Below are 14,489 nucleotides of genomic sequence, written 5' to 3'. Positions count from 1 at the left end.
CTTCAAATTGTCCTCCAGTGGAAAATATAGATGTATTTACTGCAACCAGGAAGCTTCCCTCTTAAGATAGAAACTACCAAACCCTCCCTTGTATGTCGCTTAAGAGGAAAATACCCTTTAGGTTTATTTCTATTCCTAAAGGGTATTTAAAAAAATATTTAAATGCATTAGCAGTCATGGCAATAATAGGGATCGTCTTTGCCAGTTCATGGGAACTTCTGCGGATTGCTTTCGTTGCCTCATAGCCATTCATAACCGTCATCTGCAAATAAAGTCGCATACAAGGATCCAATCACACCCGCACCATAAATCAATATTCTCATAAGAAACATTCCTCTTACCCCAGTGCCACATCCAGGATCATCATCAAACTAAATCCAAGTGCAAAGAAAAGCGTACCAATATTCGAGTGCTGTCCCTGAGACATTTCCGGGATTAGTTCTTCAACCACGACATACAACATGGCTCCTGCTGCAAAGCTCAGTAAATATGGTAATGCCGGGATTACCAGCTGTGCAGCAAGAATCGTCATTACTGCTCCAATCGGTTCAACCACTCCTGAAAGTACACCTCCCATAAATGCCTTTCTTTTACTTTCACCCTCTGCCCTAAGCGGCATGGATATAATCGCTCCTTCTGGAAAATTCTGGATAGCAATTCCAAGTGATAAAGCAAGTGCACTTGTTGCTGTAATCTGTGCATTTTCAGCAAGAAATCCTGCATACATTACACCAACTGCCATACCTTCAGGGATGTTATGCAATGTAACTGCCAACACCATCATCGTAGTACGGCCAAGTTTGCTTTTCGGTCCCTCTGCCTGATCACTTCCAACATGAAGATGCGGAATCAAATGATCAAGTGCGAGTAAAAACAATATACCCATCCAGAACCCAATAACTGCCGGAACAAACGATAAAGTTCCCATATTCTCAGATTGTTTAATTGCCGGAATCAGAAGACTCCAGATTGAAGCAGCAACCATTATACCTGCTGCACCCCCTGCAAGTGCACGTTGCACTGACTTGCTAAGTGTTTTTCTCATAAAAAACACGCATGCTGCACCTAGCGTTGTTCCAACAAATGGAATCAGTATACCTTCAAAAATATTTATTAGCATAAAATTTCCTTTCATATATGCTCGAAAAAATTTATTGGTAAAAGTAATTATCTTCAGCGATATAGTATTTATTCTATAGCTTGTTGATTATATTCCCTAATATCTATTATTCTATAATTTGTCATATTTTTATCATGTTAGGCAAAACTAACTATCTAATTTAAAGGAAACCGTGCAAAAAGCAAGCTGTAATTTCACACGGTTTTCTTGTACTTAAGTATATCATTTACGTAATCATGTAACAATAGAATTTTTTCAACAATGCTTTGATTTTTTTCTGGACAATTGAAGTCATTGTCTAAAGAGTACATATTTAATATTCTACAGCAATTTACAAAAAGCCGGAAGCCCGGTCAAACCAAAAATCCTGTTTTTATTTTTCTTTCATATAAACTATACAATTTCTCACATTCCATACAAATCCATCCTGCTTCGCCTGTGTATAGCGGATATTTTCGGTTCTCACAGTATTCTGCTTCATAATTTCTTATCATTTCCAAAAGGTTATTGATATCCCCCATCTGCGCAGCAGCCATTCCTGTCATTGCCCACAAAAAGCCATTTCTTTTTTTAGTCAGCTTCTGCCACTGAAACCTTTCTGTAAACTGCTCATATAATATCTTTTGCTTTTTCTTCTCTTTTACCGGAAATTCATAAATCAGCGGATAAATCTGAGCAACTCCATCCGGATAAAATTCTTTCTGGTGATACAGATCACTGTTTTCAATAATTCTCCATCTTTGATTTGCATCATCCCAGAATAGCTTTTCTATCTGTGCCTGTAGCTTATTACGCATTTCACGGATTGCCTGCACATCCTTTAGTCCTGCATGTTCTAATTCGTACAGGCCTTTCCATACTTCCAGATTATCCATCAGATAAACTGTTGTATTTTCTTCTGAGACCTGTGTAATTCCATCCTGCATCAGGCTTTGAATCTTTTTTAATGCAAGGCTGATTCCCTTTTTCCAGTATTCCGGCAGGTCTGTACTTTCTGTCTTTTCCAGATATTTTCCCATAAGAAAAAGATACATACCAAGATACCCGTCTTCGGAATCAGCCTTTTCTTTATAAATAAGTTTCCCACTCTTTTTCCTGTAGATTCCCATTTTTCCATCTGTTTCCAGCAAAATCCCGGTATGCCAGTCCAGATACCTGCCAACAGCTTTTTTCTCTGTTTCAGTAATGGGGCAGTTCTTTGTTTCTGCCAGAAGCCCCAGTGCAGCCATATATGCAAAGTATGGATTAACATCTCCGGCTTTACTTCCATTCATGTAAAATTCACCCTCAGGCCCCTGATTTTCAAGAATCCACTTTTTTTCTCCGGTCAAGACTGTTTCCAGCCATTTCTGCCGGGCATCTATTTCTTTTCTCAGGTTCTGATAATAAATGAACATAAGTGAAATTCCCACAGTTATGCAAAATATAATAAGTTTCATCACGTTCTTTCGATGTTTTACTTTTCTTCTGCATTGATTGTGTTTATGCTCATGCATCTATATTCTCCAGGATTTTTCTGATTTTGATACATGCAGTCCCATCACCATAAGGATTTCAGGCCTCACTCATCCTTCTGTAAATTTCAGGTTCTGTAAGAAGCTGCCTGCATTCTCTGTAAATATCCTCCATTTTCGTGCCTGCAAGCTTTAAGGTTCCTGCTTCCACACCTTCCGGACGTTCTGTTGTATCTCGCATGACCAGCACAGGTTTTCCCAATGCCGGAGCTTCTTCCTGAATTCCGCCACTATCAGTCATGATCAGATAACTGGCTTTCATCAGGTTATGAAATTCTACCACATCCAGTGGTTCGATCAGGTGTATTCTATCACATCCACCGAATTCCTCATCTGCGATTTTTCTGACCTGCGGATTCAAATGTACAGGATAAATAACCTTCACATCTGTAAATTCCTCCACGATCCTGCGTATAGCCCGGAACATATCACGCATGGGTTCTCCCAGATTTTCCCTTCTGTGTGCTGTCACAGCAATCAGTCTGCTGCCTTTTGCCCATTCTGTTTCCGGGTGATAAAAATCATTTCGCACCGTATAGTGCAAAGCATCAATTCCTGTATTTCCTGTGACAAAAATCTGCTCTGGATCCTTACCCTCTTTCAGCAGTGCATCCGCTGCTTTCTGGGTCGGTGCAAAATGCAAGCTGGCAGTAAGTCCAATGGCCTGCCTGTTAAATTCTTCCGGATAGGGAGATTTCATATTATAAGTACGAAGTCTCGCTTCCTATCTCTATTTTTGTGTATGCAATTTTTTGTTCCTGTAATAAGATATGCTCCCAATATAAGAATTTCTACACTGAGAATGTAGCGTCAAGTTAAAACATTTTGCTGTCCGGCATATTTATTTTTTGTTGTCTTTTTTTGATCACCCCATTTATTCCCAGTGTATTTTCATTTTCAGAGTACATACTAGCAATGTAACATCAAACAAAACAACAATTAACCAAGGAGGAAAATGATTATGTCAAACAATACTTCTTCTAACAAAGCAGCTGTACCAGAAGCAAAGGGCGCATTAAATCGTTTCAAATTTGAGGTTGCAAATGAGCTGGGTGTGCCGCTTACAGACGGATACAACGGAAACCTTACTTCCAAACAGAATGGTAGTGTAGGTGGATATATGGTGAAAAAGATGATCGAGGCGCAGGAAAGATCCATGTCCGCAGGACAGAGCGGCCAGAGTGGTCAGTACTAATTCAAAAAACGCCTGATTAAGTAAAAAAATACAGGGTATTACTTACTCCTCAACGAGAAGCAGGTAATGCCCTGTTTTGAAATAGATCTTTTTTGACGCTCTAACCTTCTGATCCTGCGTTTTCTATTATACGCTCAGTTTCTTCTCCATGATCCAGCCGCTGATTACATACAGCACTGCCGCAATGGCAAATGATGCTGCAATATACAGGACAAAAGTAAGTTCCATACTTTTCAGAACCGGAATGAGATCCAGCAGCTTCCCAATAACAGAAGATATTACCAGGAAGATAAGGAAGCCGGCGATGCCGCTGCCTTTTTTGCCTGCAAGGACACTGGCGGATAAAATCACGGACAGGTCAGCATTCACAATGAAGACGATCCAGCTAGCCAGAAGACCAAAGAAATAGAAAGCTGCTTCTGTAGGAGTAAAAGTCACGGACCAGTTTAATTCCATAAAGGAACTTACCAAATTGATCATCTCTTTCAGACCACCAATGTAAAGAGTTGCCACTGTCACGTCAAGAGCTGCCAGCGCTGCAAAAAATGCGCCTGCCATGATAATGGAAATTCCATTTTCCAGGATCTTGGCTCCCAGAATCTGATAGCTGCTCTTTGGCGTGAGAAATAACATATAACTCTGTTTGGTATTCAGGTCACGATGGAGAACATTTACACTCTCTATACCAATGTAGATAACACCAAATATTGTACACATGACCAGGAAAATAATTCCCATTGCCAGAATATTATCCTTTTTCCAAAATACACCTATTAAAAAAGCAATTTCTGCCACTGCAGTGATCACCAACAGAACAAGTTTGGAAAATGCGGTTTTCCGAAGCTCATATTTCATCAACTTTAACATACTTCTTCTCCTCCATGTCCATAGATTTCACGGTACAGATCCACTACGGATTTGTGTTGATTGATCCGAAGCTCCTCTACCATGCACTGATTTGCCAAAATACCATCTTTCATAAAAATGGCTGCATCTGCTACACGTTCCAGTTCGTCTACGAGATGACTGGAAACTACCAGTGTCACATCTGGATCTATGGCTTCCAGAATGCTCTTCATAATCTGGTCTCTTGCAAGAAGGTCAATGCCGTTCAACGGTTCGTCAAGCAAGTACAGCCTGGCCTCCCTTGCCATGGTAACTGCAATTTTCAGCTTGGCCATCATACCAGAGGACAGTTTCTTCGCTTTCATGTCCTCTGTAAGCTCCATTCGGGAAATCATCTGTCTGTATTTCTCCATGGAAAAATCTTCGAAAAAGTCCTCATAATATTTTCCCACATCTGAAACTGTCATCCAGTTGTAGAAATAAGGCTCCGTGGACATATAAGCAATTTCTTTTTTACTCTCTTTTCCAATGGGAGTTCCCTGATAAAGGATCTCACCGTTGGTAGGCTTTACAAGTCCTGCTACCATTTTCATCCAGGTGGTCTTGCCGCTTCCATTGGGGCCAAGCATGGCGTATACAAGGCCTGGCTCCAATTGTAAAGATACCTGATTCACAGCAGTCTTACTGCCGTATTTCTTCGTTACTTCTCTGCTCTCTAAGATCATTTTTATACACTCCTCGTCATTCCGACTGTTCTTTCTCCAGAAGTCCGATTGCCTGAGCTCTGGAAAAACCAAGCTGCTCCATTCCTTCCAGGAATTCCCGGATCAGGGCTCCTGCCATCTCTTCCTTCAGCTGCTGCACTCTTTCCGGATCTTCTGTCACGAAGGTTCCCATCCCGCGTCTGGTAAAGCAGACGCCTTCCATCTCCAATTCTTTATATACGCGGCTGACTGTATTGGGATTAATGGTATATTCTACTGCCAGATCCCGCACAGATGGAAGCCTCGCACCAGGAGACAGCTTGCCTGTTACAATATCCTGCTTTATAGAATTTGCTGCCTGGAGATAAATTGGCAGCGATGAATTATATTCCATGGTTACCTCTCTTTCTGTATCACTGTCATAGTAATATAGTACACTGGAATTGTATTTTCGTCAAGCGTTTTTTTACATTTTTTTACATAAGAACAAAACAGTGTTTCCTGTGCAAAAAAAGAACATTGCATTTCCCTGCAAAAGAAATGACAATGTTCTCTTTTCTATTTCTTTTAGAATCCTTTTCCATTTTCTTCGTTTTCCATCTGCGCCTTGGCTTTTCGCCCGATTCCTGCATTGCTGTTCATAATGCTGGCCCGGGTGATCTTGTCGTTTCCAAATTTCATGCGGATGGCATCCATCGCTGCATCCAGCTTCTGGCGCTGTTCCTTTTTCGTACAGTCCTCAAACAGGGACATCTGTTCGAATCCGTCCTCAGTAAGCCCGGTGAGTGCCACACCGATCAGACGTAATGGCTGCCCTTTCCAGAACTCTGCGAACAGTTTTCTGGCATTTGCGTAGACTTCATCGGTTACATCCGTAGCACTTCCAAGCTTCATCTGATGGGAACGATTCTTAAAATCCAGAGTGCGGAAGGTGACAGAAATACAGGTACATTTCTTTCCTTTCCGCCTCATTCTGGTGGCTACCACATCGCATTGCTCCAATAAAATAGGCTGGATCTGCTCCATAGATACAATATCATCATTGAAAGTCTTCTCCACGCTGAAGCCTTTACTCTCCTCAGGCACTTCCAAAACCGGAGAATTGTCAATGCCTCTGGCGTACTGGAAGAGCTGATGTCCGGTCTTTTCTCCCAGAAGTGTCTGAATAGTGGACTCCCTTTCCCGAGCCAGTTCCCCTATGGTGCGGATACCGAAATCAACCAGCTTCTTTTCCGAAGCTTTTCCCAGAAATAACAGATCTCTGATGGGAAGAGGCCACATTTTTGCCGGAATTTCTTCCGGGAAAAGGGTGTGCACTTTATTTGGCTTCTCGAAGTCCGAGGCCATTTTCGCCAGCAGCTTATTGGTGGAAATTCCCACATTTACTGTAAATCCAAGCTCCTGATAAATCTTATCCTTTATCTCACAGGCTGTTGCTATGGGATCCGGGTAGATCAGGGAAGTTCCAGTCATGTCCAGAAATACCTCATCAATAGAAAAGGATTCCATTGCAGGAGCATACGATTTACAAATTGCTTTAAATGCCTGGGAATTCTTCGTGTAAAGGCGAAAATCACTAGGTACCACTACCAGATTCGGGCATTTTCGAAGGGCCATTGCCACGGGCTCACCAGTCTGTACTCCGTATTTCTTGGCAGGAATGGATTTCGCAACTATGATTCCGGTACGTGTCCTGGGATCACCGCCTACTGCAGACGGAATTTCCCGCAGATCCGGCTCACCTGCCTTTACTCTGCTCGCTGCCTCCCAGGAAAGAAAAGCGCTGTTCACATCAACATGAAAAATCAATCTTTCCATCTGATTCTCCTTCTTTCGTATTTTCCTTTATTTCCGAAAATTCTGTGATAGACTCAATATAGCACGTCAGAAGGAAATATGTCCAGATTCTTTATGTATATATTACGCAAATACGGTAACACAAAAAGACTGTAAAAGTTCTAAACTGGCTGTCATAGCGAAAAGCTGCTGCGAAAAAGGTCACCTTTAGTTCAGATAACTCAGAATATTGTCATTATCCAATGTGAACAGCTCCAATTGCGCGGATATCCATTGGATAAACGTTCTCTCTGCCAACATACAGGGAAATGTATTCTACATAATTCTCCATCTCATTTTCCGGTACAACAGCTGCAATAACACCGGCAAATCCGCCGCCATGTACTCGGCAGATACCGCCGCCGATCTTGTTCAGGAACAGCTGGGTAAGAGCAAGAACCAACGGGATCTTCTGCTCGTGGCAGTCTTTCATGCAGTAGCAGTTCTGAAGCAGTTCCCAGGACGATCTTCCGGATTCATCCATCAGCTTCAAAAATTCCTCGTAATCTGCCTTACCAATTGCCTCTGCTGCCCGTTCTACACGGGAAGTCTCTTCAAAGAAGTGAATGGAACGGAGAATTGCTCTGTCGTCCTGAATCTCGTTTACATGTGCAAGCAGATTTTCAAGAGTAGTCTCATGAAGAAGCTCTGCACCAAGTACCTTGGCTGCTGCTTTCATCTCACCTGGAATCTCAGAGTATTCCTGGCTGAGATCTGCATGGCCTTTTCCGGTGTTTACAATTACCAGTTTGTGACCAAATTTTCCATAGGAGAAGTCCAGCTTGCTGTATTTCAGATCATTTCTGTCTGCAAAGTCGAAGAGAACCGGACCACCAACTGCACATGCCATCTGATCCATCATTCCGGAAGCTTTATCCCAGTATACGTTCTCTGCGTACTGACCAATCTTTGCATAGTCTGTGTAAGTCATCTTGCTGTCGTTAAAGAAGTAATCGATGATTACGCAGATCAGCATTTCAAAGGATGCAGAGGAACTTACTCCTGCTGCTGCGATCACGTTGGTGCTTACATAGGCATCAAAACCAGCTGTCTGAAAGCCATTCTTCTTCGCACCTTCCATCATACCGGCAACCAGGGCAAAGGTTCCTTTCGGATAGTTGGCTCTGTTGATCTTGTCAAGATCAACTACGATCTCATCTCTGTAGCCTTCACTTGTAATGTGGATCACGTTGGTTCCATTCGGTGCAGCTGCGCCGATGGTATCCAGATTGATACTTCCTGCGATTACCTTGCCGCCGTTGTGGTCAACATGGTTTCCGATGATTTCTGTTCTTCCAGGGGAAGTAAAGAAATCTGCATGGTCATGTTTGTAGATTCTGGCAAAGTTGTCTGCTAGATTCTGGAAACGAGCTGCGCAGGCACTGTTCTCTCCATAGATTTTCTCAAGGTTTGCTTTTTCTGGTAAATTCATGGTCTCATTCTCCTATTTTTGTTAATATTGTTATAATTTTACATTCTGTACTCCAGCTGCCTCAGTGCATATTTTCCGCTTCATCTGTGCTTATCCGGATCTCTCATCAAGTTAATTTCATTTTACATGCATTTCCTTTGCATTACCTTAAATAACTTGCGAAAAACAAGTAATATATTGCGTTTTTATCTTTAACAGATGTATAATACAGGTAAATTTATGCGTTTTATTGTAGTTCTCTATTTTTGAACATATGGAATTCTATACAGTCCACAGGATATGAAATTTTTTCTCGGGAGGTTTGGCATGCAGATCATAACCAATCAGTTTCAAAAAGAATTAAAACAGCACGGCAATGAACAGTTTCCATTCCTGGTCAGCTACCAGAAACTTTCAGAATATGAGTCTGGTTCCTTTATGTGGCACTGGCACCCGGAAATAGAGATTACTTATGTGCAAAAAGGCACTATGTGCTACAAGGTCAACCATATGGTTTACCACTTAAAAGAAGGAGATATTGTATTTAACAACTCCGGTGCCCTTCACTCTGGCACAATGGAAAATCAGAAGGACTGCGCTTATATTCCTGTAACCTTTGATTCCAGGCTGATTTATGGATTTTTCCAAAGCACTGTCAACAGCAAATATGTAGATCCTGTCATTCAGGATTCTATGCTCCCTGCCATCTGTATCGACCAGAGTGAGCCCTGGCACAAGCCTTTTCGCGAATATCTTCTCCGCATTATTGATCTGGATGAAAAGAAACCGGATTTTTATGAGCTGGACATTACCATCTGCCTGCAATCCATGTGGCGGCTTCTTCTGGAGCATATTACCTACGAACCCCAGGCTTCCAGGGAAAACTCTCTGGAATACGACCGAATCAAGAAGATTCTGTCCTACATAGAAGAAAATTATCAAAATAAGATCACCTTAAATGACATCGCCGGACACATCCACCTGTGTGAAAGCGAATGTACCCGGCTTTTTAAACGTCATATGAATACTACCTTGTTTGCCTTTTTGCAGGAATATCGGATCGAGCGCAGCCTGGAGTTTTTGCAGGATGACCAGCCTGTCAGCGCGGTGGCTGACAAGGCTGGATTTTCAGATCCCAATTATTATTCCAAAGTTTTTGCCAAAATAAAGGGATGCAGTCCCCGGGAATATCGAAACCATAGATTTTAAGTTGAACTGGTGGTTGCTAACTTATTTTCCAATTATTGCACCAATATCTGATATAATATGATCGGTGAACCGTCGGTGGGGATTCCGGCTGCCCAGGCGGTTCCGGATTTAACCCTCTGTCTGTTAAAGCAGTACATTTCTTTAATACCGTAATTTACATAAGCAACATACCATATAAAAATTCCCATCCAGATAACAGGAAAATCTGAATGGGAATTTTTTATAGCATATTCTCTTTTTCTTCCGGATAAGCCACTCCCTCTGGAAGAGGATCCCACTCGTTCAGACCAAGGCTCTGTTTGAATTTCGCCTGTTCCAATGTAAGCTTCGGGGTATCCTCCTGCAGATATTCCATCAACTCATCAATTCCCTCTCTGGTCACATTATTCACCATAAAAATGCGTTCACATCCAGCGTTGATCAGCCATTGTCTCACCATAGGGATATTGGCATATGGTGAATCAATTTTTGTGATAATGCCAATAAGAGGACGAAGGATAAAAGAGCGGCAGCTTGCACCAAACAGATTAAATGGCTCATCTGCAGCCTGCACAATTGCCACCACATCTGCCTCAAAGGAAAAACATGCAAGTCCTACACTGAATCTTTTTGACTCTGCATACTCCCCCGGAGAGTCAATGGTATCGTCATTGGAATTGGTATATTGTGTTTTTATATAATGAAGCTCCTCGCCTTTTAGTGCCTGCGTCAGTGAGGTCTTGCCGGCCTCACTTCTTCCCATCAAAAAAATTTTCTTCATCGAATTGTATTTCCCCTGTTTTCAATAAACCTTACTTGTAAAAATACAGCAGTGCATTATTTTTACATTTGCATATCATAATATCGTATCCATAAGCTGCTGTTCCCGCAGCCATAAGGTATCTGTCAGCTTCTGTGAACCGCACATGTTTTAAAGCCTAACTCTCTGTCAAAGAAACGTACGACCTCTTCCACAGCAGTCTGCACCTGGGACAATCCTCCTGTAATGATCAGAGAACCGCAAAAACGATCCATAAACCCGATCTGTACATCTGCACTCTTCATGGCAACATCTGCAGCTACCACAACCGCTTCCCAGGGAGTAAAACGGATCAGACCAATGGATTCTCCTGTGTGGTCTTCCCCCTCATGAACTCCAATATGCAGTCCCAGATTTTCATAAATACAAGATTGGGAAGGACTGATCACATGAGCAAGACAAACTTCCTTTCCCGGTACACGCACACGAGTCATACGAAGCTTCTTCCCCTTCAGATGTTCATAATCATCATGGAATAGCATTTCCAGCAGCTCTTCCTTCGTTATTCGCTCCATGCTTCTACTTCCTATCGTTTCGTAATATTGCAGACCACATATCCCAGAGAATCCCGGAAATAATTTACGATCTCAGTCATTGCAGACATTACATCAGAAATCTCTCCTGTAATGATCAAAGTCCCTGTAAACCGGTCTGCAAATCCAAGATAAACATTACCGCTCTTCACCGCAATATCAGAAGCGATAACTGCGGATTCCGGAGGTGTCATATTCATGATTCCAATTGCAGAGGAACGATAATCCAGCTGCGGATTCAACCCAAGCTTCTGATAAATGATCGGTGCCGGTCCTCCCATTACATGGGCAAAAGTAATCTCCTTACCAGCCACAGTCTCCTGCACGATTCTGATCTGTTCTCCATGTTCATTCGCCATTTATATGAATGCCTCTCTTTCAAAAAAATATCTTCACGTTATATTTGATTTTACCATTTATGAGAGCAAATAGCAAGCAAAACCAACATATCAGTCAAAATTCCTAAACATTTTTCGAGAAAAAGTGTGGTTTCTTGAACATTATGGCATTAAATGCCTTTAAAATAGTCAAAAATAAAATAGTGACAGATAATCCGCAGTGTGATAAAATAATTTTCGCTTCCAGAGTATGTAAAAAAATGCAATCTGCAAAATGTGCGTTATATTTTGTGGGAATGATTTTTCAAACAGACTCTGACACACTCTAATATGTAAGTAATTTAGTAACACTTTTTATTTACGATTTCTATATTTCTCAATAAGGAGTTTTTTATGGAAAAAGATATGACAAAAGGCCGGCCTTTGCCGGTAATCCTGAAATTTATGCTTCCTCTTATTATTGGAAACATTTTTCAGCAGCTCTATAATATGGCAGATACGATTATTGTAGGACGCTATGTAGGCGCGGATGCCCTTGCGGCAGTCGGATCCACCGGAACGATCATGTTTCTTACTGTGGGCTTCTCGCAGGGAATCACAGCTGGTTTCTCCGTACTCACCGCTCAGCGCTTCGGAGCCAAAGATACCGAAGGGGTAAAGATCAGTGTAGCTAACGGAATTCTTCTTTCCCTGATTTTTACCGTAATCATCAGTTCTTTAAGTTTGCTGGGCATGCGCCCTCTTCTGAAGCTGATGAACACACCTGACAACATTTTTCAGGATGCATATACCTACATTATGATCATCAGCGCCGGAATCATCGCCACTATTTTTTACAACCTGTTTTCCTCTTACCTGCGTGCAGTTGGAAACAGTAAGATTCCGCTGGTATTTCTTGTATTTTCCGCAGCTTTAAATGTAATTCTGGATCTGGTACTGATTATCAATTTTAAAATGGGCGTTGCCGGAGCAGCATGGGCAACCATTATTTCTCAGGGCGTTTCCGCAATACTCTGTTTGGTCTACATCTATATACGTATGCCTTCTCTTGCCCCAAACAGAAGACATTGGAGGCTTCACGGCCAGGAGAGCCGTAACCAGCTGGCTATGGGAATTCCTATGGCATTGCAGTTTGCAATTACAGCTTCCGGTACTATGGTCATGCAATCTGCCATCAATCTTTTCGGTTCCGATGCCGTTGCCTCTTTTACGGCAGCCAGCAAGGTGCAGAACCTGGTAACCCAGGGAATGATGGCTATGGGACAGACTATGGCGACATATAGTGGACAGAACTTCGGAAAGGGTGATATCAAGAGAATCCGCCAGGGTGTTAAAGCGTCTCTGGAAGCTTCTGTTGTATATGCTCTTGCAGCAGCCGTGCTGGTTTGTATTCTTCTGAAACCAGCTCTTGGACTTTTCTTCACTGGAAATGTGGATATGAACAGCATGCTTCCATGGGCAAAAACTTACATTTATATGAGTGTGATCTTTTACATTCCTTTAAGCAGTATTTTCGTATTCCGAAATACCATGCAGGGCTGCGGATATGGATTCCTGCCTATGATGGGTGGTGTTTCTGAATTGGTTGCACGTCTGGTTGTAGCAATGATTTCCATGGCGGTAGGAAGTTATGCACTTGCATGCTTCTGTGACCCGGCAGCGTGGGTTACAGCAGCAGTATTTACCGGTGTTTCCTATCTTTTTGTCATGAAAGATATCCGCAGGAAATACGAAAGACCGGAAACTGCTACTTCCGAAAAATAATCATTTCGGATGCGCATGGCAATCTTCTATGCGTTTCGTAAACGCCAAAAAACAAATCATATACTAAAAGGAGATGTTTCGATTATTTCGGACATCTCCTTTTATGGTTACCGGCCAGCTTTCTCCGGTAATTATTTTACAAAAGCTCACCTGCAAACAATAACATTTAATTGTCTAATGAAAATATATATTCCAATGGAAGCAAATGTATTTCCTCATATACTGCCTTTTTATCCTCTTCAACGCCTCTTCCATTTCCGCTTTGAGCTGGTACTTTAATACGAAATGCCGGCTGTTTTTTCGTTTGAATATAGTATTGTTCCGGGGTTCCCATTCCCTTAAATTTTTCCCTGGCCGATTCGGTCATCTGTTCCCTTTCCAGATGATAGGAAGAAGATTTCTGCATATGTCTTGCCAGCCGGTAGGATTTCGGAAGACTTCCCACTCCCTGCTGACAGTGATAATAAATGATTTCCCTTCCGGATTGAGCAAACGTCAAAAGTCCTCTTCCATAATATTCCTGAATGATCCGGATCAATGCCTTTGTCTCATTCTCGCTGGCTGGTTCCTCTCCCATACGTGAACGGATATAATGAACCGTTGGAAAATTATGTGAAATATCCATTCCACGGGCATTATATCCAAAATCCTCAGCAGGAATGCTTTGCATACGAAGCATTTGACGGTAAACTGGATTTCGAATAGCACCAAAGCCATTCTGGCGGATTTCATAACCATCCGGGTTTAAAATCGGAATCAGACAGATCCTTATTTTATCAAGGAGTTTTTTCACTTCATAAAATTCATCCAGCTTCCAGCCGCATTCGTAGGCCCTGCAGTATTCTCCTGCCATTTTCAGAAGAAGTTCCGGCAAAAGAGCCTGAGTTCCATTAATTCCAGCCACACAGAAGATCATCTGTGCGCCGGTGCCAACTTCCAGCATTGGGATCATTCTCTCGTCATGACTGTTTCCAATCACGCGAAACTGGCAAAAGCTGCTGTAGCGTCCAGCTATTTCCCATAAAGAATAATATATGTTTTCAAATGACAGCGATGTTTGTACCATATCTGCATCTGTCGGTTGTACTTTCTTTTGTATATTTACTTTCGGCATGTCACTGACAGCCGTTTTATTCTGTGGGAACAATTCTTTTCTGACTGACAATACGCTTTCTGACAACATATTTTACCTCCTGCAGCAGGAAAAAACTCAGGCGGCA

General features: G+C 42.0%; 14 protein-coding genes and 1 pseudogene. 3 read left to right on the top strand and 12 right to left on the bottom strand.

Annotated features, from left to right (window positions below):
- Window positions 1-337: 337 nt before the first annotated feature.
- The 3 genes and pseudogenes from I4V84_RS05385 to wecB all read right to left on the bottom strand — a co-directional run.
- The gene (locus I4V84_RS05385) at window positions 338-1,120 is read right to left on the bottom strand and encodes a ZIP family metal transporter (RefSeq protein ID WP_195991377.1); all 783 of its coding nucleotides are present in this window, start codon (window positions 1,118-1,120) and stop codon (window positions 338-340) included.
- Window positions 1,121-1,473: 353 nt separating this feature from the next.
- The gene (locus I4V84_RS05380) at window positions 1,474-2,559 is read right to left on the bottom strand and encodes a hypothetical protein (RefSeq protein WP_207748625.1); all 1,086 of its coding nucleotides are present in this window, start codon (window positions 2,557-2,559) and stop codon (window positions 1,474-1,476) included.
- A gap of 115 nt (window positions 2,560-2,674) precedes the next feature.
- A pseudogene (gene wecB, locus I4V84_RS05375) lies at window positions 2,675-3,346 on the bottom strand (UDP-N-acetylglucosamine 2-epimerase (non-hydrolyzing)); the annotation flags it as partial.
- A gap of 249 nt (window positions 3,347-3,595) precedes the next feature.
- Here wecB and I4V84_RS05370 point away from each other — a divergent pair.
- Window positions 3,596-3,829 carry an alpha/beta-type small acid-soluble spore protein gene (locus I4V84_RS05370; protein WP_118584211.1) on the top strand — a complete coding sequence of 78 codons (234 nt, stop codon included), beginning with the start codon at window positions 3,596-3,598 and terminating at the stop codon, window positions 3,827-3,829.
- A 126-nt stretch (window positions 3,830-3,955) separates the two neighbouring features.
- On the opposite strand, the gene I4V84_RS05365 is transcribed toward I4V84_RS05370, so the two are convergent.
- From I4V84_RS05365 to I4V84_RS05345, 5 genes are all read right to left on the bottom strand, one after another.
- Window positions 3,956-4,696 (bottom strand): hypothetical protein, encoded by a 741-nt coding sequence (locus I4V84_RS05365; protein ID WP_187565661.1) that lies wholly within the window; start codon window positions 4,694-4,696, stop codon window positions 3,956-3,958.
- Window positions 4,690-5,400, bottom strand: coding sequence for an ABC transporter ATP-binding protein (locus I4V84_RS05360; protein WP_118584213.1), 711 nt, complete (start codon window positions 5,398-5,400; stop codon window positions 4,690-4,692). Before I4V84_RS05360 ends, I4V84_RS05365 begins: the two co-directional genes overlap by 7 nt.
- Window positions 5,401-5,416: 16 nt before the next feature.
- Entirely contained in the window at window positions 5,417-5,773 is a 357-nt protein-coding gene (locus I4V84_RS05355) for a GntR family transcriptional regulator (protein ID WP_187565662.1), read from the bottom strand.
- Window positions 5,774-5,946: 173 nt separating this feature from the next.
- Window positions 5,947-7,197, bottom strand: coding sequence for a DNA polymerase IV (locus I4V84_RS05350; protein ID WP_195991375.1), 1,251 nt, complete (start codon window positions 7,195-7,197; stop codon window positions 5,947-5,949).
- Between the two features lie 214 nt (window positions 7,198-7,411).
- Window positions 7,412-8,647 carry a galactokinase family protein gene (locus I4V84_RS05345; protein WP_195991374.1) on the bottom strand — a complete coding sequence of 412 codons (1,236 nt, stop codon included), beginning with the start codon at window positions 8,645-8,647 and terminating at the stop codon, window positions 7,412-7,414.
- Window positions 8,648-8,953: 306 nt separating this feature from the next.
- Here I4V84_RS05345 and I4V84_RS05340 point away from each other — a divergent pair, with 306 nt between their 5' ends.
- On the top strand, window positions 8,954-9,835 hold the full coding sequence (locus I4V84_RS05340; RefSeq protein WP_118578380.1) for an AraC family transcriptional regulator: 882 nt from the start codon (window positions 8,954-8,956) through the stop codon (window positions 9,833-9,835).
- Window positions 9,836-10,055: 220 nt separating this feature from the next.
- Here the strand turns inward: I4V84_RS05340 and I4V84_RS05335 are convergent, their stop codons facing one another.
- From I4V84_RS05335 to I4V84_RS05325, 3 genes are all read right to left on the bottom strand, one after another.
- Window positions 10,056-10,595 carry a EutP/PduV family microcompartment system protein gene (locus I4V84_RS05335; protein WP_148462568.1) on the bottom strand — a complete coding sequence of 180 codons (540 nt, stop codon included), beginning with the start codon at window positions 10,593-10,595 and terminating at the stop codon, window positions 10,056-10,058.
- Between the two features lie 125 nt (window positions 10,596-10,720).
- The gene (locus tag I4V84_RS05330) at window positions 10,721-11,149 is read right to left on the bottom strand and encodes a BMC domain-containing protein (protein WP_118578381.1); all 429 of its coding nucleotides are present in this window, start codon (window positions 11,147-11,149) and stop codon (window positions 10,721-10,723) included.
- Window positions 11,150-11,160: 11 nt separating this feature from the next.
- Window positions 11,161-11,526 (bottom strand): BMC domain-containing protein, encoded by a 366-nt coding sequence (locus tag I4V84_RS05325; RefSeq protein WP_118578382.1) that lies wholly within the window; start codon window positions 11,524-11,526, stop codon window positions 11,161-11,163.
- A 372-nt stretch (window positions 11,527-11,898) separates the two neighbouring features.
- On the opposite strand from I4V84_RS05325, the gene I4V84_RS05320 reads away from it, so the two are divergent.
- Complete coding sequence (locus I4V84_RS05320) at window positions 11,899-13,269, top strand: MATE family efflux transporter (protein WP_118578383.1); 1,371 nt, start codon at window positions 11,899-11,901, stop codon at window positions 13,267-13,269.
- Between the two features lie 166 nt (window positions 13,270-13,435).
- On the opposite strand, the gene I4V84_RS05315 is transcribed toward I4V84_RS05320, so the two are convergent.
- Window positions 13,436-14,452, bottom strand: coding sequence for a M14 family zinc carboxypeptidase (locus tag I4V84_RS05315; protein ID WP_243284029.1), 1,017 nt, complete (start codon window positions 14,450-14,452; stop codon window positions 13,436-13,438).
- Window positions 14,453-14,489 lie beyond the last annotated feature (37 nt).

The organism is Ruminococcus sp. 1001713B170207_170306_F1, assembly GCF_015668065.1.
Classification (GTDB): Bacteria; Bacillota; Clostridia; order Lachnospirales; family Lachnospiraceae; genus Blautia_A; species Blautia_A faecis.
The sequence above is the reverse complement of the archived record's forward strand: the minus strand, read 5'-3'. Positions and strand labels throughout refer to the sequence as shown.